This window comes from Thalassoglobus sp. JC818, assembly GCF_040717535.1.
Taxonomy (GTDB): domain Bacteria; phylum Planctomycetota; class Planctomycetia; order Planctomycetales; family Planctomycetaceae; genus Thalassoglobus.
Genome location: NZ_JBFEFI010000016.1, coordinates 19,152 through 39,502, shown reverse-complemented (window position 1 = coordinate 39,502; position 20,351 = coordinate 19,152). Strand labels below are relative to the sequence as shown.

Annotated in this window: 14 protein-coding genes; 11 read left to right on the top strand and 3 right to left on the bottom strand. The window is 51.4% G+C overall.

The genetic code is table 11. The features are described from left to right. The first annotated feature begins 13 nt into the window (after positions 1-13). The 5 genes from AB1L42_RS22955 to AB1L42_RS22935 are packed head-to-tail and all read left to right on the top strand — an operon-like array spanning position 14 to position 8,606. On the top strand, positions 14-3,058 hold the full coding sequence (locus AB1L42_RS22955) for a site-specific DNA-methyltransferase (RefSeq protein ID WP_367062237.1): 3,045 nt from the start codon (positions 14-16) through the stop codon (positions 3,056-3,058). Between the two features lie 39 nt (positions 3,059-3,097). Further along, on the top strand, positions 3,098-4,210 hold the full coding sequence (locus tag AB1L42_RS22950) for an AAA family ATPase (protein WP_367062234.1): 1,113 nt from the start codon (positions 3,098-3,100) through the stop codon (positions 4,208-4,210). After that, entirely contained in the window at positions 4,210-4,899 is a 690-nt protein-coding gene (locus tag AB1L42_RS22945) for a DUF4276 family protein (protein ID WP_367062231.1), read from the top strand. The genes AB1L42_RS22950 and AB1L42_RS22945 overlap by 1 nt, the downstream gene beginning before the upstream one ends. Beyond that, positions 4,899-8,090: a DEAD/DEAH box helicase family protein gene (locus AB1L42_RS22940; RefSeq protein WP_367062228.1), complete on the top strand. Its 3,192-nt coding sequence runs from the start codon at positions 4,899-4,901 to the stop codon at positions 8,088-8,090. The genes AB1L42_RS22945 and AB1L42_RS22940 overlap by 1 nt, the downstream gene beginning before the upstream one ends. Positions 8,091-8,120: 30 nt before the next feature. Continuing rightward, entirely contained in the window at positions 8,121-8,606 is a 486-nt protein-coding gene (locus AB1L42_RS22935) for a hypothetical protein (RefSeq protein WP_367062225.1), read from the top strand. Positions 8,607-8,654: 48 nt separating this feature from the next. On the opposite strand, the gene AB1L42_RS22930 is transcribed toward AB1L42_RS22935, so the two are convergent. Continuing rightward, positions 8,655-10,637, bottom strand: coding sequence for a DUF2779 domain-containing protein (locus AB1L42_RS22930; RefSeq protein ID WP_367062222.1), 1,983 nt, complete (start codon positions 10,635-10,637; stop codon positions 8,655-8,657). Positions 10,638-11,356: 719 nt separating this feature from the next. Between AB1L42_RS22930 and AB1L42_RS22925 the strand changes: the two genes are divergently transcribed. Together AB1L42_RS22925 and AB1L42_RS22920 are read left to right on the top strand one after the other, a co-directional pair. Continuing rightward, positions 11,357-11,938: a hypothetical protein gene (locus AB1L42_RS22925; protein WP_367062219.1), complete on the top strand. Its 582-nt coding sequence runs from the start codon at positions 11,357-11,359 to the stop codon at positions 11,936-11,938. A gap of 286 nt (positions 11,939-12,224) precedes the next feature. Further along, positions 12,225-12,902 (top strand): lectin-like protein, encoded by a 678-nt coding sequence (locus AB1L42_RS22920; RefSeq protein ID WP_367062216.1) that lies wholly within the window; start codon positions 12,225-12,227, stop codon positions 12,900-12,902. Positions 12,903-13,033: 131 nt separating this feature from the next. On the opposite strand, the gene AB1L42_RS22915 is transcribed toward AB1L42_RS22920, so the two are convergent. Beyond that, on the bottom strand, positions 13,034-14,155 hold the full coding sequence (locus tag AB1L42_RS22915; RefSeq protein WP_367062213.1) for an EVE domain-containing protein: 1,122 nt from the start codon (positions 14,153-14,155) through the stop codon (positions 13,034-13,036). 12 nt (positions 14,156-14,167) lie between these two features. After that, positions 14,168-14,656: a hypothetical protein gene (locus AB1L42_RS22910; protein ID WP_367062210.1), complete on the bottom strand. Its 489-nt coding sequence runs from the start codon at positions 14,654-14,656 to the stop codon at positions 14,168-14,170. 2,596 nt (positions 14,657-17,252) lie between these two features. On the opposite strand from AB1L42_RS22910, the gene AB1L42_RS22905 reads away from it, so the two are divergent. From AB1L42_RS22905 to AB1L42_RS22890, 4 genes are all read left to right on the top strand, one after another. After that, positions 17,253-17,837 carry a TetR/AcrR family transcriptional regulator gene (locus AB1L42_RS22905; protein ID WP_367062207.1) on the top strand — a complete coding sequence of 195 codons (585 nt, stop codon included), beginning with the start codon at positions 17,253-17,255 and terminating at the stop codon, positions 17,835-17,837. A gap of 87 nt (positions 17,838-17,924) precedes the next feature. Beyond that, the gene (locus tag AB1L42_RS22900; protein WP_367062204.1) at positions 17,925-18,665 is read left to right on the top strand and encodes a cysteine hydrolase; all 741 of its coding nucleotides are present in this window, start codon (positions 17,925-17,927) and stop codon (positions 18,663-18,665) included. Positions 18,666-18,720: 55 nt separating this feature from the next. Then, a complete protein-coding gene (locus AB1L42_RS22895) occupies positions 18,721-19,683 on the top strand; it encodes an alpha/beta hydrolase (protein ID WP_367062201.1) in 963 nt (320 codons plus the stop codon). Positions 19,684-19,857: 174 nt separating this feature from the next. Beyond that, complete coding sequence (locus AB1L42_RS22890) at positions 19,858-20,319, top strand: nuclear transport factor 2 family protein (protein ID WP_367062198.1); 462 nt, start codon at positions 19,858-19,860, stop codon at positions 20,317-20,319. Positions 20,320-20,351: the final 32 nt, after the last annotated feature.

The following is a 20,351-nucleotide window of genomic DNA, read 5'->3' as shown; positions in this document are numbered from 1 at the left end:
TCCTTGAATCAGCATGAACAACTTTGAAAAACTTCAGAAGCTCCTTGAGGAACTGTTCCAGTTGGATCAGGCCGATCTGGACTTCGGCATCTACCGGATCATGAACCAGAAGCGAGACGAGGTGGTCCGCTTTCTGGAGAAGGACTTGCTGCCGCAGGTCAAAGAAGCGTTCAGCCACTACCAGTCGGCAGACAAAGCCACACTTCAGAAGGAACTCGACAAGTTGGTCACTCAGATCGAGGGTGCCGGGATGAATCCCGACGAGTCGCCCAAAGTCCAAGAGATCAAGCAACAGATGGCCGACTCCAGCGTCGATGTCACGGCGCTGGAGAACGAGGTCTTCAGCCACCTGTTCAACTTCTTCCGCCGCTACTATCACGAGGGCGACTTCATCTCCCTGCGGCGGTACAAGGAAGGCGTCTACGCAATTCCTTATGAGGGCGAAGAGGTCAAGCTGCACTGGGCCAACCACGACCAGTATTACGTCAAGAGCAGCGAATACTTTCGTGACTACATCTTCACCATGCCCTCGGGTAAGCGGGTGCGTGTGCATCTGGTCGCCGCCTCGTCGGAGCAGGACAACAAAAAAGAGCAGACAGGTAAGGAACGTCGTTTCGTCATCTGCGAAGAAGACCCGATCTACGAAGAGAACGGCGAACTCTACATCCGGTTCGAGTACAAGTCCGACAACGGCAAGAAGAAACAGGATGCTCTGAATCAGGAGGCCATCGAGCGAGTCCTCAAGTCCGAAGGCTTCGAGGAGTGGACTCAGGAGTTGTCCAAGCCTGCCCCCACGAAGGCGAACCCCAAGCGGACGGTGCTGGAGAAGCATCTCACGCAGTACACGGCTCGGAACACGTTCGACTACTTCATCCACAAGGACTTGGGCGGCTTCCTGCGCAGGGAACTCGACTTCTACATCAAGAACGAGGTGATGCACCTCGACGACATCGAACACGACACCGTGCCCCGAGTCGAGCAGTACCTCAGCAAGATCAAGGTGATCCGCAAGATCGCCCACAAGATCATCCAGTTCCTCGAACAACTGGAGAACTTCCAGAAGAAGCTGTGGCTCAAGAAGAAGTTCGTGGTCGAGACGAACTACTGCATTACGCTCGACCGGGTGCCCGAGGAGCTTTACCCGGAGATCGCCGCCAACGATGCCCAGAGGGAAGAATGGGTGCGGCTGTTCGCTATCGACAAGATCGAAAAAGACCTCAACCAGCCGGGGTTTTCTGAGCCACTACAAACGAGCTTTCTCAAAGCACATCCACACCTTTCGATAGACACGCAACATTTCTCAGCGAGCTTTTACCACGACTTGCTTCGTAACATTGACGACATGCAATGTATAAACGGGGCATTGATACACTCCGAGAATTTCCATGCTTTGATTCAGATGCGTCAGCGCTACCACTCGCAGGTACAGTTCATATATATCGACCCGCCATACAACACGGGCGATGACAGCTTTCTGTACAAAGATAATTACCAACACTCAAGCTGGATTTCGCTCCTGCGAGACCGGCTTGAACTCTCCCGCAAATTGCTCGCTGACAATGGCAGCATTGCTATCAGCATCGATCACGAAGAACTTGGCACACTGCGAACACTTTTGGATGAGGTATTCGGTCGAGATAACCTTATTTCCGTCATCACAATCAAGCGTGGAAGCGTCACAGGGCACAAGGCAATCAATCCGGGCGTCGTAAACATTTCGGAGTATGTGTTGTTTTTTGCAAAGAATCGCTCTGCGTGGATCGGAAACAACGTGTACTCGGAACGGGATCGAGACCCCCGGTATGGAATGTTCATTCAGAATGTTGACGAAGAACAAGCCAAATGGACCTTCTGTCCTCTCCTGGAAGAAGTGGCAAGATTCCACGGGGTGAAGAGAGACAAACTGAAAGACAAGTTTGGGGACGATCTTGAAAGTGTGGTTGTTCAGTTTGTTGGAGAGCATGGTGAGAGCGTCGTCAGGCTCGCCGATGTCAACATTTCTGGTGTGGGGCAGGATTTCCAAGAAGCAGTGAAAGCGTCACGGTCTCAGCCTGACGAAGTGGTTCTTCATTGCCGTGAAGAGTTTCCCGATGTTTACTTACTGAATGGTCAAAGAGTCTTGTTCTACAAGAACAAACTTAAGCAGATTGGAGACCGGAGAGTTACTGTCGAGAAGGCATCGGACATCTGGGTAGATGTGCTGCCCAATGATTTACACAACGAAGGGGGAGTGAGTCTAAAAAAAGGAAAGAAGCCAGAAGCGCTCGTTGGCCGTCTGATCGAAATGGCAACCGATGAGGATGATGTTGTATTAGATTTCTTCTGTGGTTCTGGCACGGCGGCGGCAGTCGCTCAGAAGATGCGGCGGAGGTGGTTGGCGGTTGATTGTGCGGACTACTTTTCGGACAAGACTGTTGGCCGATTGAAGCACGTCCTTTTCGGCGAGCAGCGTGGAGTCAGCAAAGCATTCGCATGGAAGGGAGGAGGGGCGATTTCTGTCCTTCGGATGGAATCATACGACGATGCGCTAAATAGCCTTGAAATGAGCCGAACCAATCAGCAGTCATCACTGCTTGAAGAGGACGATGATCTCCGTGAACAGTACATCCTCTCGTACATGCTCGACGTGGAGAGTCGTGGCAGCCAGTCACTCCTGAATGTCGAGTCCTTCCGCAACCCGGACGAGTACAAACTCCGAGTCGAACGCAACGGCGAGACCCAACTGGTCAACGTCGATCTGGTCGAAACCTTCAACTGGCTCTTGGGCCTGAGCGTCAAGCATATCGACGTGATCCGGGGCGTGCGTGTCGTCGAAGGCACGAACCCGGAAGGCGACCGGGCACTTGTTCTGTGGCGCAACCTCGACGAGATCGACAACGATGCCCTCGACGAGTGGTTCAAGAAACAGGATTACAACACCAAGGATCAGGAGTACGACCTGATTTACGCCAACGGCGATAATAACCTCGAAAACCTCCGACGTGGCGACCAGACATGGAAAGTCCGCCTCATCGAAGAAGAGTTCGGACGCCTCATGTTTGACGTCTCTGACATCTAGTTTTCGGTTTGCAGTGTTCAGTTTTCAGTGAGACCATTCATGCAAATGCTCAAACAAATACGCCTCAAGGGCTGGAAGTCAATTAAGGATCAAACCATTGATTTGACGCCGCTCACGGTTGTCATTGGAGCGAACGGGGCCGGGAAGTCAAACTTGCTGTCACTCTTCAGGATGCTGAACGCTATGTTCGCCAACACTCCGGGATTTCGGAACTATGTTGGCTTGAATGGGTTTTCCGACAGCCTGCTGCATTACGGGACAAAGCAGACACCGATTGCTGAAATGGAACTCACATTCCAAACCGATACAGGCGATACCGTCTATTTCGTTCGTTGGGCAGCAGCGTCAGGTGGCACACTGATCTTCACCGACGAACGTGTGACGTTTCACCGAACCGGCGGCACGACACCCGTGGTTGTTGAACTTGGCGCTGGTCACTCGGAATCGAACCTGATGAAAACGGCAGACGATGGCAACCAGACTGCCAGAGTGTGCCTGCATCTGCTTCGTTCGTGTCGCTTGTTTCACTTTCATGACACCTCTGAAAATAGTGGTGCCCGACAACCGTGTTACATCGAAGCGAATCGATTCCTGCAACCCGAAGCAGGTAATCTGGCGGCGATGCTGTATCTGTTCCGAGAGAAGCAACCAACGGCGTTTCGCAGGATCACCGGTACAGTGCGACAAATGGTGCCCGACTTTGATGGTTTTGTGCTTGAACCCAGCAAGCTGAATGAGAAGCAGATTCTGCTGAATTGGACTCACAAAGGAAGAGACTATGAGTTTGGCCCACATCAACTTTCCGATGGTTCACTGAGATTCATTGCGTTGGCAACTTTGCTCCTGCAACCAAGTGACAACCTTCCGCTGCTGATTGCACTGGATGAACCTGAACTCGGTTTGCATCCATCAGCGCTTGAGGTGCTGTCGGGGATGGCACAGGCGGCGAGCGTGAACTCGCAATTGTTGTTTGCAACACAATCGTCAATCTTGCTGGACCATTTTGAGCCGGAGAACGTCGTGGTCGTTAATTGTTCCGATGGGGTTTCTGAATTCAAGCGGTTGAACGCTGCTGATCTTGAAGCATGGCGTGCAGACTACACGCTTGGTGAAATCTGGGAGAAGAATGTCATTGGTGGAGGCCCGTACTAATGAAGCGACTCTACATGACAGTGGAAGGGCAGACAGAGGCAGCGTTCGCAACAAGCGTGCTGATTCCACACTTGGCAAATTTTAACGTGTTTCTCACTCATCCACGATTCACTGGACTGCATCGAAGGCGACGTGGCAGGATTCCCCAAGGTGGATTGCTGCACACCTTTGGGCACGCTTTTGCAGACATGCGAACGTGGCTCAAGGAAGATCAGTCACCTGAAGCACGATTCACCATGATGGTGGACTTATATTCGCTGCCGAACGATTTCCCCGGTTACGACGAAGCAATGGCAAAGTTCACTGGCGGCGAACAGGCAGAAGCACTTGAGCTATCCTTGGCGGACGAAATTGGTGACGATCGTTTTATTCCTTATCTTCAAGTCCATGAATACGAGGCGCTGGTACTTGTCGATCCTCCCCGTATTACGACTCTGTACGATGTTCCCAGTGCAGAGTTGCAGGCGTTGTGTCAGGAATGCGATGCCTTCAACACACCAGAAGACATCAATCACGGCCAGCACTCGCACCCGAAGTACCGTATCGGCCAGCATGTTCCGGGATACGACGAGAATGTTGCTGGCCCGCTGCTCGCCGAAGATATCGGATTGCCAACACTCAGAGAAAAGTGCCAGCACTTCGGGAATTGGCTCACTCGCTTGGAACAACTGGATGCAGGGGGCTTGTGATGGCCAAGAAACGAGCCAAGAAAAACGAAACACCACCGCTGCGATTCGACGAGAAACTCGTCCTGAATCAGTGGATGCTGTCTCTGTTCGATGTCAGCGACTTCGACACGCTCGCCGAGCGATTGAAGCCTCTCCATCTTGAGGGATTGGACGAGAATAACGTCCACACGTTCCACAAAGAGTTGAAGCTGCTTTGGGACTACGAAGAGTTTCCCGGCGACACGCTACTCGGCTACGACCAGAACATCGTCAAGCACACGCTGACGCTCAGCGAGAATCGAGCCGATCCGCTGAAGTGGAAGTATTTCCAATATCTGTCGCTGCTATTCACCGAAGTCTATCTCGATCGTTTCTTCCGTGACCCTGACAAGCTGCTGGCCGACCTGAATCAACATGTCGCCAAGTTCAATGAGGGCGGTGTTCATGGAAAAGTGGCCACAAAGGAACAGCTACCAGCTTACGAAGCAAATGACTTGCGAAAGTTGGCATTCTGGAATGCCACCGGCAGCGGCAAGACGCTGCTGATGCACGTCAACATCCTTCAGTACCAGCATTACCTGAAACTGCACGACAAAGAGAAGGGACTCAACCGGATCATCCTGCTGACGCCCAACGAGGGCTTGTCAAAACAACACCTCGAAGAGTTCCACGCCTCGGGCATGGACGCCGACCTGTTCTCGAAAGAGTCTCGGTCGTTGTTCTCGGGCCGGTCGGTCGAGATCATCGAAGTCACCAAGCTCAAAGAAGAGATGGGCCAGAAGACGGTCGCCATCGACGCCTTCGAGGGGAACAACCTTGTGCTGGTCGATGAAGGACATCGTGGTGCCAGTGCGAGCGTCGAAGGGGCATGGATGAGCGCCCGCAACCGGCTCTGCGAGAACGGTTTCTCCTTCGAGTATTCCGCCACGTTCGGGCAGGCGATGAAGGGGAAGAAGGGACTCGAACCGATCTACGCCAAGAACATCCTGTTCGACTACTCGTACAAGTATTTCTACCGGGACGGATTCGGGAAGGACTACCGCATCCTGAACCTCGCCGACGACTCCGACGAGGAACGCCGCAACCTGTACCTGACGGCCTGCCTCGTTGCCTTCTACCAGCAGCAAAAGCTCTACGCCGACAACCCGAACACGTTCCGCCCCTTCTTGCTGGAGAAACCGCTGTGGGTTTTCGTCGGCGGTAGCGTGAATGCCGTGCGATCAGAGAACAAGCGCAAGGTGTCTGATGTGGTGGATATCCTGCTGACGCTGGCCGAGTTCGTGAAGGAAAAGCGAGATTCGATCACCCTGCTGGAGCGATTGCTGAGCGGCAGGCCCGGTCTACTTGACCAGCGTGGCAACGAAATCTTCGCCACCGCTTTTCCACACCTGATCTCTTCTGGAATGTCCGCTGAGGAGATTTACAACGACATCCTGAAGGTGTTGTTCAACTCGTCCACGCAAGCTGCCCTGCATGTCGAGAATCTGAAAGGCACGGACGGTGAAATCGCCCTACGACTCGGTGAGAACGAACCCTTCGGCCTCATCAACGTCGGTGATGCCTCTAACTTGTGCAAACTCTGCGACGAGCATGACCTGTTGAACGTGGACGAGAAGGAGTTCTCAGGTTCGCTCTTCCGAGGTCTCAATGAAGACGACTCGACGGTCAACGTGCTGATCGGATCGAAGAAGTTCACTGAAGGGTGGAACAGTTGGCGAGTCAGCACGATGGGCCTCATGAACATTGGTCGCACCGAAGGCTCAGAGATCATCCAGTTGTTCGGTCGTGGTGTGCGTCTCAAAGGCCACGGCATGACCTTGAAACGCAGTAGCCAACTTGAAGGTGTCAGTCGGCCTGATCGTATTCATCTGCTGGAAACGCTGAACATCTTTGGTATCCGGGCCGACTACATGCGGCAGTTCAAGGAGTACCTCGAAGAAGAAGGTCTTCCCGGCAATGAAGAGCGGATCGAGTTCATCCTGCCGGTCGTCAAGAACCTCAATGGGAAGAAGCTCACCAGCGTCCGCATCGAGGAAGGCAAAGACTTCAAGCTGCACGGCCCGAAGCCGACACTCGCTGAACCACCAGACCGACTTCTGCGTCATCCGATTTCACTGAACTGGTATCCCAAGATTCAGGCTCAGCAGAGCAAAGGCGTAGCCAAGACCGAAGACTCGGCGGTGAAGCACGAAGGTAAGCTGGAGAAGCATCATCTCGCCTTCATGGACATCGACGCTATCTGGTTTGAGCTACAGCACTTCAAGAACGAGCGGTCGTGGTACAACCTGAACCTGAACCGGGATAGCATCATTCCACTTCTGCTTGACGCCCGGTGGTACAAGCTCTTCATCCCGCCCGAGGAATTGGAGTTCACGCAGTTCGACCGGGTACGACGCTGGCAGGAGATCGCCGTCGCCCTGCTCAAGAAATACGCCGACCGCTACTACAAAAACAAGAAACAGGAGTGGGAGTCGGACTTCTACGAATACCACACTCTGACCGAGGACGACCCTAACCTTCAGGTTGAATACCGGCTGCTGATTGACGAATCGCAGGATCAGATCGTCGATCAACTCAAGGGTATTCAGAGCGATCTCGATGCCGGGGTGCTAAAGGACTGGCCGTTCGGATCGTGCATGGCGTATTCGTTCGGCCAACATCTCTACCAGCCGCTCCTGCACGTCAAGAGCGACTTCGTGGATGTCAGTCCGGTCTCACTCAACGAGGGCGAAAAGGAGTTCGTCACCGATCTTCGCAATTTCTATGACGACAACAACTCGTTCTTCGATGACCGGGAACTCTACCTGCTCCGCAACATGAGCCGTGGCCGAGGCATCGGCTTCTTCGAGGCCGGGAACTTCTACCCGGACTTCCTTCTCTGGCTGCTCGTGGACGGTAAGCAATACGTCACGTTCGTTGATCCCAAGGGCATCCGAAATCTTGAAGGCCCGGACGATCCCAAGATTCGCTTCTATCGGACGATCAAGGAACTGGAGGATCGTCTCGGCGATCCCAACGTGATCCTGAACTCGTTCATCATCTCAAATACACCTTTTCAGCAAGTCCGCTGGTGGACGGATGACCTGACGAAAGAGCAGTTCACGAATTCCCACGTTCTATTCCAGAAGGAAGACAAGAAAACGTACATCGAGCGCCTGCTGACAAAAGCGGCAAGCGCACGGCAAGTGGACCTAAGCGCAAACTTGAGTTGAGGTCCATTTGCCGAGAATTGGGGCGACAAAATGGATGACCGGAAAATTATCAACTTTCAGAACAAACTCAGAACATCGAAGATTGGGTACTGGTACCAACCTGTCTATCACATCGTCTTCGCTCGAGCTGAATATCGTTGCGAGTATTGTCACTTCGATTTGTTGAGCAGTCTGAGTGCCTACCATGGTTTCTGGAATTTTGACCATATCCTACCCCGGAGTCGATACACGAAAATCGGCGGACCGCAGAAATACGGATATATGCAGACGGGGACCAACTATGCGAATTTCGCCTTGGCTTGTGTGTCTTGCAATGGCTTGAAATCGGACTTTGATCCTGGCGTTGGAATTGTCTCTAAAGATTCGCTGGATCTAGATCTAGAGACTCGAAAAATACTCATCGAGCGATCACGGAATTGGCTGAACGATCGAAGAAAAGTGTTGCTGCAGGACTTTCAGGGTGTACAGAGATTGGCTGCGGAAGTCTTCGGAAATGAACGCTTTTCAGACTCTTGATGGAATCACTACCAGTCAGATTGGACGCTCACTCATCTTTTCAAATGCTCACGCGAGCCAGTCTGCCCAAGCTTCATACAACATCACCATTGCCAGGGTATCAAGCTCACAATAACGGAGGAGTCCGCTTTGGAGGGCAGTTCGTTCCCTCGGGTCCATATCTTCAAATTGCATTCGTGCGTATGCAATCATGGCGGCACCACCATCATCCAGCTTTCCTGAAGGATTGAGTCGGTGAAACTCTTCGTTTGGAATGTCGTCAAACAAGTTTGGGAGCTGCTGGTAAGGGTCGATGACTTTTGAATCACTGAATTGGATCCAGACCATGTCCCGAAAGTTTTTACTGGGGATTCCGTTGGATGCGCCGTACACGGGCTGCGAGTATTTGGCTTTGAGGAATGGTGAAGCATTCAGAGTGGCAGGCAACACAGCCTTAAGCGAATTAGACCCATTGGTTTCGGGAGCGTAGTAGTACCGCTTAACCAGTTCCAGAAGATCGACCATCGACCGATGACCGTTCGGATTTTCGGAAGTTCCCTCGGGGCCACGAGAAATAGATTGAATGAAATCCAGCAACTCAACTTTGTCATCAGGCGGACGATTATCACGATTGAGTTGGCGGGCGATTTCAGCGAGACAGGTCGTTTCGTGATGGGAATAGCAGAAGATCGATCCATCATCGTTCTCGAGGTCGCTCTTGAGTGCCCGGACAAATTCGTAGTTCGGAAACTTGCCCGGCTCGACACTCAAGAACTCTCCAACGTGTTTGACGTTCCGATCCTGCGAAATGATGTGATGAGAGAATTGAAAAGCGAGCAGGGCGTAAGGGCGATGTCCCCGGTGAAACGGAATTGCGACCCGAGACGTTTCGAAATCAATCATGTGTAACGGAAAGGTCCAATGTTCCATTTCACGCCGCAGCCCATCATGGTCTATCCAGATTGAGGTGTCCCGAGCCTGTGCTTTCTTGACCTGAAGCCACTGACGTTCAGTCGTTGACAGACCTGGTGCTGTACTTGGAGTTGGATTGATATCATCTTCCGAAAGATCGGAGAGTGATAACTGTCCCGTCTCGATCAGACGATCTTTTCCACGAAAGTTCCACAGAGAGAGAACAGTCGGAGAATTATTAGCTTGATCCGATGCATCTTGGCTGAGTCGCCAGCACTCATGAAATCCACTGAGTAAGCCATTCGTGCGTTCGTCGGCTGTGGCTACGAATTCACAGTTGCTGCACCGACTTCCGATCGGCGTCTCGGTCCGAATATCGTTTCTGTATTGATAGGCGAGCCAGTCAATGCGCTCTTGAAACGTGTTCGGTCCGACGGATTCTCCCAGAGACTCTTGGTAGATCAGTTCGCACAATTCGTCGACGGAAATCTGAAACAACAGTCGGTGATTGCGTTCTCTCTCAGTGAGCGGTTTTCCGAGGACCACTCGCATTCGACCGCTACTGTCACGGGTGATCTGGAATTTTTGGTTCAAACCATCGGAGGGGCACGTTGCAGCTTTGTCGACGACCATGAGAGACGTACGTATTGTGAAATCTGGGAACGCTCTCGCTAAGACCTCTTTTTGAAAGGCGACGTCCCAAAGGTACGGTTTCCATTGTGCAAGTATCTGACCTCGACGACCTACGATACCGTCTTCGTTTCTAGAATCGTGCGACTTGGATTTGACCTCAATAACGTGAAGTTCGTCATCGGTCCGCACCAGGATATCGACTCGGGCAAACAGTGTCTCTGAGCGAACAGCTGCTTCGAAGATCGTGACGTCCCCAGACATCAGGAGTTGATTCGTTTCTAACAGTGCCCGTTCATGATCAAGAGTTTCGACAGTCACTCCTTCTGGAAAGTACTGCTTTGCCAGTTCACCGACTTGAAAACCCCCTTCAGCCAGCGCCTCGAGAAATGAGTCGTCCAGACTTGAGCAGGAGTAAATGCTGTCCTTGCCGTGAAAAAAGAGCTTCGTCGGACACTGCATCCCGAGTCGGAATTTCGATTTCGTGAGGTACCGCGGTTTGGTCTGCATCCGCCCAACACCCGAAAAGACTGCTGATTGTATTACACGATTTTGATGCATTCAGCCTAGAGAAACGGTCAGCTTTTCACCATTCAACGAGATCGATAGCGGAGTCGGTCCACGTCCGTGCACCACTTAGTTGAGAATCGCATCCGAAGTACGACTGGAAGACATCAAATGGGCAAGAATGAACAATCTGTAGAGCCGTTAGGAGGGGACTTCCAATGCTCGACTGAAGCCAAGCAAGACCATTTCGATCCCATTCGAATGTGCTGGAGTTGGATGCTTGCAAAATTTTTCTGAAATATTTTCGAGTCACGACTTCCGAGCACCCTCGACGGGAACCCTCAGCAGAGCTGGCCGACCAAAGATCAGAAGTCGATCGATGTCAATTCATTTGAGACCGTCGACAACAAGTCACTGAATTGCCACAACAGGTTGGTGTCTAGTGCTTTGTGACATGTCGATCGTCGAGTTGGGCTGGTCAGCTGGCGTGCCACATTTTCAAGAACGATAGCTCCCCTTCCCAGGGGGGTTAAGTTAGGTCAAGAATTAGGTCAAGTCAGGTTCATAAGTCCTTTGCTGTAAAGGGTTTATGTTTTGTTTTTGGGTTGACAATTCTTGAGCCTCGGGCATGATGAGAGGCGTCTCGAGTTTGATGTTTCGACATTGGTTTGAGGCACTCGTGAACGTCACTAACGCCAATTCGTTCTGAAAGGTAAGGTCAAATGGTTTCACTGAAATCTGCGAACTGTGACATCGCTCTCATTGACGGTCCAAATATCGATGGTGTCCTTGGCCAGATTCTCCAGCGGCAACCTATTTCGGAGGATCGCCCGCAATGGGACGTCGTCCGTGAGTGCCTCCAGCGGATCTTGGGAATTCAAGTCCCTCCGATGTTCGTGATTGATGGAACACACTCCAATGAGAGAGCGTACAAGTTCTATCGTTTTCTCCGCTCTGCACAATTCCGCCTGGAGAGGCGTTATCCGGATTTATTGTTGGGGCACAACTCCGATCCGGTTGATGATTTCATCCTGGGCGAACTCGATCGTGTCTGTGACTTGGCCCGAGAAGGATCGCGACCGAGAGTGGTCGTCGTCTCCCACGACCACGTCTACGCACCAATTCTGCAAACGATTTTGAAATTCGACGGAAAAGTGTCGATTGTCGGCTTCCACGAAGAACTGTCGCCAGCGCTACTCAATCTCAGATCGTATGGAGCCGAACTATACGACTTGGAGAAAGACTTTCGAGCTTTCCTTAAACCTCTTCCACGCTGGTATCGCGGAGGCTCCCGACGGTGGTAGACGATTGTGCCCCCCCTTCCTCCGACCTGCTTGTAGGTCGGAGGAAGCTTCAGCCGGTTGATTAGATGACTTCAACCGTTAAAAGCGAATCTCATACTTCTACCCAAAAGAGAGAGCCATGAGAGCAGTCATCATCTCGACCATGTCTTGTGACTCGGCCTTCGCAACTGTGGCATCAGGCGAAGTTGAGAAGTGTCGGTGACTTTGACGAAGCTTTCCGCTCCCCTACTAAGCATCAGAACGTGATGCATGTTAGAAAACCCAACTCTTTGCAAGGGCAAAAATCATGAAATATCGATCGCCATATTTGTTCTTCTTCACACTCACACTTCTCGGCAACACAGTACAGGCTGACTTCCTTGTGGACCCGATGAGATGGCAGGTGCGTGATGGTGGCAACGGTCATTACTACGGGCTCTACTTCAGCGAAGACATCACATGGACAGAAGCAGATGCTCTCGCTTCACAATTGCGCTACCGCGGATCTCACGGGCATTTAGTCTCAATCACCAGTGCTGCAGAAAATGCATTCGTCGAGACGACGTTTGGAAGTCTGATTGGAGATCCGAACGCTCCCGGAGGGCTATTTCCGTTTGTCGACGGCATTCGTGCTTGGATTGGTCTGACAGACGTGCTTTCCGAAGGAGATTTTCAGTGGACGACTGGTGAGCCGGCTCCTTTTAGTGATTGGGCAGGGCCGGAGCCAAATAATCTTGGTAACGAAGACTTTGTGCACGTTTGGCGGCGAGATTTTGGTTCGGGGCCGAATTGGAGTTGGAATGACTCCGGGGACGTTTCGGGGCCAGTCGACGGATTTATCGTCGAGTTTGACAAGCCCCCCGGGTTTCCTCGACCGAACTCAGATGTGCATCAGAGTCCGGAACCGTCATCAGGATTGCTGTGCCTACTCTCCGGGTTGGTCTTCACTTCTTATCGAAGAGTCGCCACACGCTCTAAGCGATAATGCCTTCCGACAGCACCGGCGACTGAAACTCATCGAGAAAAGCCAGCTGTTTCGTGTTTCCGACTTCTTGAGGACCTCCGGTCTCAAGGTAAGCAGTCTGAGATGTTGCTTTGGATGATTTGGAGGAGGGGTTAGGTTGATCTGGACTCAATCTCTTGTTTGTATTCTCGGCAGGTTTCAAAACTAAGCGTGCTTTTGAGCCTTTGAACAGCACCGCCGAGATCATGAGGGTCGAGTTTTATGTCGATAGTGGGCTTGCTTTGACCGGGAAACGAAAGGTTGTAGATCCAGATACCCTCCGGGGAGATAACTGCGTAACGTGGACATCGCAGATGTCCGGCATAGGATTCTGCCTGTTGTTGTGCAGAGTCGAGTTCCCTCTTGTTGCGAATCTTGCGTTTCGCTTCGATGACGAAGATTGCATCAGTTGTGAGATCACTCTTGTATCCCACGAAATCCGCTCGAACTTTCTGGGGCCGACCGGAACCGACTTTGATTTGCATCGGAACCTGCTGCACGAGCGTTTTCCCAGATGTCCAACCAAGCTGTGACATGATCGGAATGATCAACTTTTCTTCGACCTCTGCTTCCGACCAGACATCTTCTGACGTCTTGATCTGACGAATGCTGGTTGCTGCCGCACCAAGTCGCTCTAATCGTTCGCCTGCCGCTGGATCCTTTGCTGCGACCATCTGTTTGATCCTGTCCCAGTACTCCTGAGGTACTTCGTGATTGAGCAGACCTTGGAAGTTCGACCGAACCAATCGCCAGTCTTTCATGACCGAATCCGACTTCAATTCGCGAATTTTGATCCACGGCAGAGCGAGTTTCTCACCGATCTCCGCTCGAATCCCATTCCAGCCTCCAAATGGATCACGGTGTGCGTCTTCAAGAACTCTGTAAACTCCAACGAGCGCTGATCGCGGGCTCACGCAATACATCATCGCGAGGTCACCGACTTTGGCTTGTCGGTTGATTGCCCAGGTACCCACAGAATCCTCACCGTGCTGGTCGATCTCCTGAAATGAGTTGACTCTAGGGTCAGTTGCAATGATCCAGACACGTCGCGATTGTTCAAGAACCTGCTTAGTTTGTATGCCAGCAAGCCTGATTCCGAGGTCATAGACAATTGCCCAAATCTGCCAGGGTTCAAAGGAACGCTCATCGCTCCATTTGAGAATAGAGTGATTGAGGCAGTGGTACGCTTCGTGGCTCGTTGGGTCTCCAGGAATGTCGAGATTGATTTTGAGCAAGTCTAAAATTCTTCACAACTTGAGGTAGGAAATCTCAGGATCGACGGGGAAAAACCTCTCGGGGTAGAGTGCGTGCAGCATCCGAGATGCAACCGGTACGCCATAAAACTGGACAAGAATTTCCACACACTCATCGGATCGGAAGTTCGGTTGCAGCAGTGTCATGAAACACTCGTCCACGACAGCCTTGTTCTCAAGAGTGCTGTGATCCCACTTCTCAAGGAGCGGCTTCGAGACGTAGTCACTGAATCTCCAATCGTTGACTGTGTTTCGAAACTCGCGGTCCAGCCATACTTCGTCTGAAGACTTGCCGTTTTTCATTTTCGGATTGATTGAATCTTGGTCTTCAGACGCATTCACTTCGCTCACAATTTGCGGAGAGCGATCAGTGTCTGTGTCCACGTTGTCAGGATCGACTCGTCCAAATAGCTGAAGGTAGCGCCGGTGAACCGACTCTCGGTCTGCTTCAAAGTAAATGGCAGTGATTGCATCAATGTCCAATGTTTCTCCCTTGCATAAGATGAATGCGGAGGTCGCATCCTAAACTCTCGTGAACACAGTCTTCCACTCAGTTCTTTATTAGAGGACTCTGGAGATGATCGGAGTTACGAAGCAACTTGTGATCGCGATGAGTCCGGTTGGACATTCTGAGGACTATTTGGCGTTCCAGATAAACCCATGAAAGAATATTAGTTTATCAGGCGACGCATTGAGCATTCAAAATCTCGGCTCAGGATGTGATATCTTCAACCTCGGCAAATGCCAGAAGTAGCTTGGTTCAATCAATGGTGACTTCAAGCTGCGCTCTACCATCAGGAACCAGCAGCTCGAGGATCGACTTGAATGAAGCGTGACAAACCGCAAGTGGTATCTCGTAGAGCCAGTATCTCGAGCCAAGTTTTCGGCGCTCCATGGTCGAGTTGAGAAGTCCATCCGGCGTACTTGGTAAGCCAGCCAAAGCGGATCAGGCTTGTAACACATTGTACCGAGGAGTCTTGGATGTCGTCCTGCCAATCTTACAGTCAGTGCATGGACATCCACGTAATGGAGCTTCTTCCTATCGCGATGGATTCTGTGAAAGTCGCCCTAATAACCTGTCACGAGGAATGGAAGTCCTTCTGTCTCGGAGTTTCACTGTTTCCAAGAAGTCGGGAGATACAACATCAGGGTAGAATTCAATTCACTGGAACTTCGATGTCAGATGAAATTTGATCACACTTAGCACTGTGGGGGAGAGAGCAACTCTTTCGACGGAGAGAAAGTTTGAATTGACGAGTGAGACTTTCTTCGTCACTCGTGCAGACGTGCTCCGAAAGGTGTATCGAATGGTAGAACGTCCTGCAGGAACCTGTGCAGGTAGGTCCGTTTCAGAGAGAGGACGCCCATCTTCTGACTGACGAGTTTGAAGCTATTGGGCAACTTTGTGAGCCTCGAAATTTTCAGAAAAATTCCACGTAGGGTACCTACATTATTCAAACGAGATCGAGAAAGGGGGGCACTCCCCCTCCCCCGGGGGCGGCATCGAAGGTGTGCATTGCGAGTTTGCTTCGAAATCACAAGAAATGAGCATCGTGGAGTTTCCAGAGGGAGGAACGAACGTTCGATGATTTGGACTGACTGAAGGGCAGTAGGAACTCATCAACGATTGGTGGCTGGGGCGCGGCCGTCCAGGTGTGTCAACTTAAGCCGACGGGTTGTTTGCCGATGAGGTGCTGATCGACGTCAGTGCCAAAATTGATGAGCGAATCCTTTCGAGCACTATCGGTCAGGGATTTCTGTCCGCTGAAAGACTTTCGTTTGTCTACCATGAGAAGGACTGCCAGCGATTCTTTCACTCTCTGGTGGGAGTCCTTCTGCTAAAATTCTTCATCGAGAGGCAGACAATTCACATTCGGCATCTCCAAAGTGCCATGTAGTGAAAAAATGAAAATCCAGCCGAACTCGAAGCGGAATGACAACCAAGAGTCACTGTGTCGCGGTGCAATCCGAAAAATTTTCTGACAAGACGATGAGGCTGGTCAATGCTCCACAAACTGGGAGTTTGAGATCTGATGAACGCGTCGCAGGTGAGTTGGTCGAGATGCGATAGAAAACCACCCTATTCGGGTTCACATGCGGACAATGGAATACATCGCAAAAGCATCGAGCTGAACACCCGCAAAACAGGGCGGAGACGACAAATTAATGGCAGAGGTGCAGGATGTTATTTCCGTATCGAACGTCTCTTTGTCGGAAGCTATCTCTTCCACGGATTGGTAACGCGCACCGACCAGAGATCCATCAACTTCGAAGGGTTCGTCTGATTGGCTTCGAGAGTTGGTGTCTCATTTACATGTCGATGAGACCGATGCGGGCAGTTGATCCGACCGGAGAAGGCGGTTTTCAAGGGTTTCAGGAGATGGCAAGAACAATACGAACCACCGAATGTTGCGGATGAAGGTTTTGATCGAGGATACCTGGTGTCCGTCCACAGTCGATTCTGTTTCGGACACTTGGTGAATCGAGGATCCAGAAGAGGTATATGGGCGGTCTCTCAGCGGACAAATACTGAGGTCCAATTGGGTTTCGGACAATCGCAAGGACGACTGTCTTTGCCTTTGGTGAAGACCGAAATTAGCTTAGCCATGGTCAAACAGAGTCGACGGAGTTCACAATTTTCGAACGAGTTTCCGGTGAGAGTGCTTCCCAAGCATCGACAATCCTCCTGAGTTCAGGAAACTTGCACAACAAACTTTCAATAGCACCAATGGCAGCATCACTCTTTCTAGAAGGATCAGTAGCCGAGTCCGAAGTGCTTTCACGGCGGTCGTTCGCGCAAAGCAATTCGAGTCCCCTATCCTCTACTATCAAGGCACCTTGTGGTTTTCGCACGGTGCCTTTTTTCTCGGGGTTGCGGCAGATTCCGCGTTTTGCGATCGCTTGTTGATTACGGTTCGATCGTACGGGGATTTTGGGTGGTCTTGAGCTAATGAAGCGGGGGTTAATGGATTGCTTGCTCTGAGGGGCTTTGGGAGTGGCTGTGGATTGGTTGCGAAAAAAGATCAAAGAAGCTGTTTTTTGGGCTTGTCGAAAACAGACAGGTCTGTACATTGTTGTCATGAGCAATACGCGAGCGAAAAAATCTGACGCACGACAGCGGATCGTGGAGACCGCCGAGCGACTCTTCTATGCCGAGGGGGTTCGTGCGGTGGGCATTGATCGGATCATCGCTGAGGCGAGCGTTGCAAAAATGACGCTCTACAACCATTTTGCCTCCAAAGACGATTTGATCCTTGCCGTCCTGAAGTACCGAGAAACTCAATTCGACGCGACGTTCGAAAAGTCGATCGAGCGTCATCACCGGAAGGGGATGGATAAGCTGGAAGCGTTCTTCGCTGCCCTCAAGGACTGGTTCAAGAGTTCGGGGTTTCGAGGTTGTTCATTCATTAACGCACGCATTGAACTGGCAGATGCCAGTCATCCAGCTTCAGAGTTCTCGGCTGAGCACAAAGAGAGGTTTCATGAAATGTTGAAAGAAATTGTCATCGAGACCGCCGGAACGCAAGTGGCTGCAACGGTGACGCCGGCCATCTGTTTGATGGTGGAGGGAGCTATCGTTACAGCAGTGATGGAACAATCACCGAAGTCGGCTGACGTGGCGAAGACAGCTGCGTTCGCGTTAGTCGCTGATGTGACGAACTAGGCGTAAGGCCTAAGTCCTTTTATTTCGCCGGAACTGGACAGACCGTTCTGTTCACAATTCTTCTACTCTTACTCGAGGAGACTGTTTATGTCTGATACTCAACAAAGCGACATGTCGTCTACGATTGTCTATGGGAGCACTCGCAGACCTGACGCTGCTCTGCCGAGGCCGGGCGTCAAGCTTCGCAAGGGACATGTTGGAATCGTCGTCACCGATCCACAGAATGACTTTCTGAGCCCGGATGGGGTGACTTGGGGTGTTGTTGGGAAAAACGTGACCGAAAACCACACTGTTGAGAATATCGGTCAGTTGCTGGCAACAGCGAAGGAGTTTGAAATTCCGCTGTTCATCAGCCCGCACTATTACTTTCCGCACGATCATGAGTGGGAGTTCGAAGGGGCACTTGAGCAACTGATGCATGACATCAGGATGTTCGACCGTCCAGGGCCGCTCGACACGGATGGGTTGGAGGAATCGGGAGCCGATTGGCTTGAGCAGTACAAGCCATTCATTAATGACGGAACCACCATCGTCTGCAGCCCTCACAAAGTTTTCGGACCACAGTCGAATGATCTCCTGCTTCAATTGCGGAAGCGGAGAATTGAACAGGTGATTCTTGCGGGTATGTCGGCCAATCTATGTGTCGAATCGCATCTGCGGGAACTGCTCGAGCAGGGATTTGAAGTGGCTGTTGTGGGCGATGCAACAGCTGCAGCGCAGCTTCCCGAGTATGACGGCTACGAAGCTGCCATTACCAATTTCCGTTTTCTTGCCAGCGACTTGTGGAGCACCGGCGAGGCGGTTCAACGACTGTCCGAACTCAAGTAGTTGTTCGAACGAATCTTACTGCTATTTTATCCAGTTCTGTTTAGGAGACTAACCTATGAGCAAGTTAAGAAATTCCGATGCATTGCTAACTCTCGTGGTCCTTTTGTCGTTCGATTCGAGCAGCATTGCTTCGGATAAGCAGCCGTCGAGGTCACAGGTGCTGCATCGATCTGTAGCGATCGATGGACTCGACATCTTTTATCGCGAGGCGGGACGCAAAGAGGATCCAACGGTCTTATTGTTGCACGGATTCCCGACATCTTCTCACATGTTTCGCAACCTGATTCCGGAACTGGCCGACAAGTATCATGTTGTCGCTCCCGACTACCCCGGATTCGGAAACAGCTCAGCTCCCTCTGTGGACGACTTTAAGTACACGTTCGACAACTTAGCGAACGTTGTTGAGAAGTTCACGAACAAGGTTGGGCTCGATAGGTATTCCCTCTATCTGATGGACTATGGTGCTCCCGTCGGTTTTCGCTTGGCTGTCAAGAACCCTGGACGTGTTGAGACCTTGATTGTCCAGAACGGCAATGCCTATGACGAAGGCATTGACAACGAATTCTGGGAACCGATTAAGCAGTACTGGCGAGACGGTACACAGGCCCAGGGGGATCAGCTTCGATCTTTGCTCACGCTCGAGGCAACGAAATGGCAGTATTTGCATGGAGTGAGAAACCGTGAAACAATCAGTCCCGACACGTGGGGACACGTTCAACCACTTTTGGATCGACCAGGCAACCAGGAGATCCAGCTCGCACTCTTTCACAGCTACGGAAGCAATCCACCGCTTTATCCTCAGTGGCAGGCATACCTTCGTAAACACCAACCGCCGACTTTGATCGTGTGGGGTGAGAATGATGCGATTTTTCCCGCTTCGGGAGCATATCCTTACAAGCGTGATTTAAAGAATGTCGATTTTCACTTGCTCGATACGGGTCACTTCGCACTCGAAGAGGACGGAATCAGGATCGCCGAGTTGATTCGAAATTTCCTCAGCAAGAATCTTTTGCGATAGCTACGCCCGAATTATTTTTTTACCTGGATTAGACAGACCGGTACGTTCGGAGCGATGCGGTTCGAAATTGTGTCAGTAAACGCTGAATCGCCCGAAAGTATCAGTCCATGCCTCGGTCTGTTTCCAAGACCCTCTGTCAGTTTCAAAGCAATGAACAAACAAGAAGGAAGAAAGATGACCGCTACAACACCACCCTTCACTCTCGAAACCGCCACGAAGAAAGTTCGTGCTGCCGAGGATGCCTGGAACAGCCGCGACCCGGAACGAGTGTCGCTGGCTTACTCCCCGGACTCAGAATGGCGGAACCGGGGAACGTTCCTCCAAGGGAGGGAAGAAATTCGAAACTTCCTGAGTGAAAAATGGCGAAAGGAACTCGACTATCGACTCGTCAAATCACTGTGGAGTTTCAGCGATCATCACATCGCTGTTCGTTTTCAGTACGAGTATCACAATTCTGATGGACAGTGGTTCAGAGCTTACGGCAATGAACTCTGGGAGTTTGACGATGCTGGCTTAATGCGCCGGCGAGAAGCAAGCATCAACGACGTCCCAATTCAAGAAGGCGAGCGCAAGTTTCACTGGCCCGCGTCCGAACCGCGTCCTGCCGAGCACGATGGCATTCCAAGTGTTGCCTGACTGACAGATATCTATTTTTCGATCCAACAGAC

Bases quoted from the DNA above. Each gene is read 5' to 3' on its own strand.
- AB1L42_RS22890 (WP_367062198.1), top strand. From the start codon at position 19,858: ATGACCGCTACAACACCACCCTTCACTCTCGAAACCGCCACGAAGAAA.
- AB1L42_RS22905 (WP_367062207.1), top strand. From the start codon at position 17,253: ATGAGCAATACGCGAGCGAAAAAATCTGACGCACGACAGCGGATCGTG.
- AB1L42_RS22900 (WP_367062204.1), top strand. From the start codon at position 17,925: ATGTCTGATACTCAACAAAGCGACATGTCGTCTACGATTGTCTATGGG.
- AB1L42_RS22930 (WP_367062222.1), bottom strand. From the start codon at position 10,637: ATGCAGACCAAACCGCGGTACCTCACGAAATCGAAATTCCGACTCGGG.
- AB1L42_RS22940 (WP_367062228.1), top strand. From the start codon at position 4,899: ATGGCCAAGAAACGAGCCAAGAAAAACGAAACACCACCGCTGCGATTC.
- AB1L42_RS22925 (WP_367062219.1), top strand. From the start codon at position 11,357: ATGGTTTCACTGAAATCTGCGAACTGTGACATCGCTCTCATTGACGGT.
- AB1L42_RS22935 (WP_367062225.1), top strand. From the start codon at position 8,121: ATGGATGACCGGAAAATTATCAACTTTCAGAACAAACTCAGAACATCG.
- AB1L42_RS22945 (WP_367062231.1), top strand. From the start codon at position 4,210: ATGAAGCGACTCTACATGACAGTGGAAGGGCAGACAGAGGCAGCGTTC.
- AB1L42_RS22955 (WP_367062237.1), top strand. From the start codon at position 14: ATGAACAACTTTGAAAAACTTCAGAAGCTCCTTGAGGAACTGTTCCAG.
- AB1L42_RS22895 (WP_367062201.1), top strand. From the start codon at position 18,721: ATGAGCAAGTTAAGAAATTCCGATGCATTGCTAACTCTCGTGGTCCTT.
- AB1L42_RS22920 (WP_367062216.1), top strand. From the start codon at position 12,225: ATGAAATATCGATCGCCATATTTGTTCTTCTTCACACTCACACTTCTC.
- AB1L42_RS22950 (WP_367062234.1), top strand. From the start codon at position 3,098: ATGCAAATGCTCAAACAAATACGCCTCAAGGGCTGGAAGTCAATTAAG.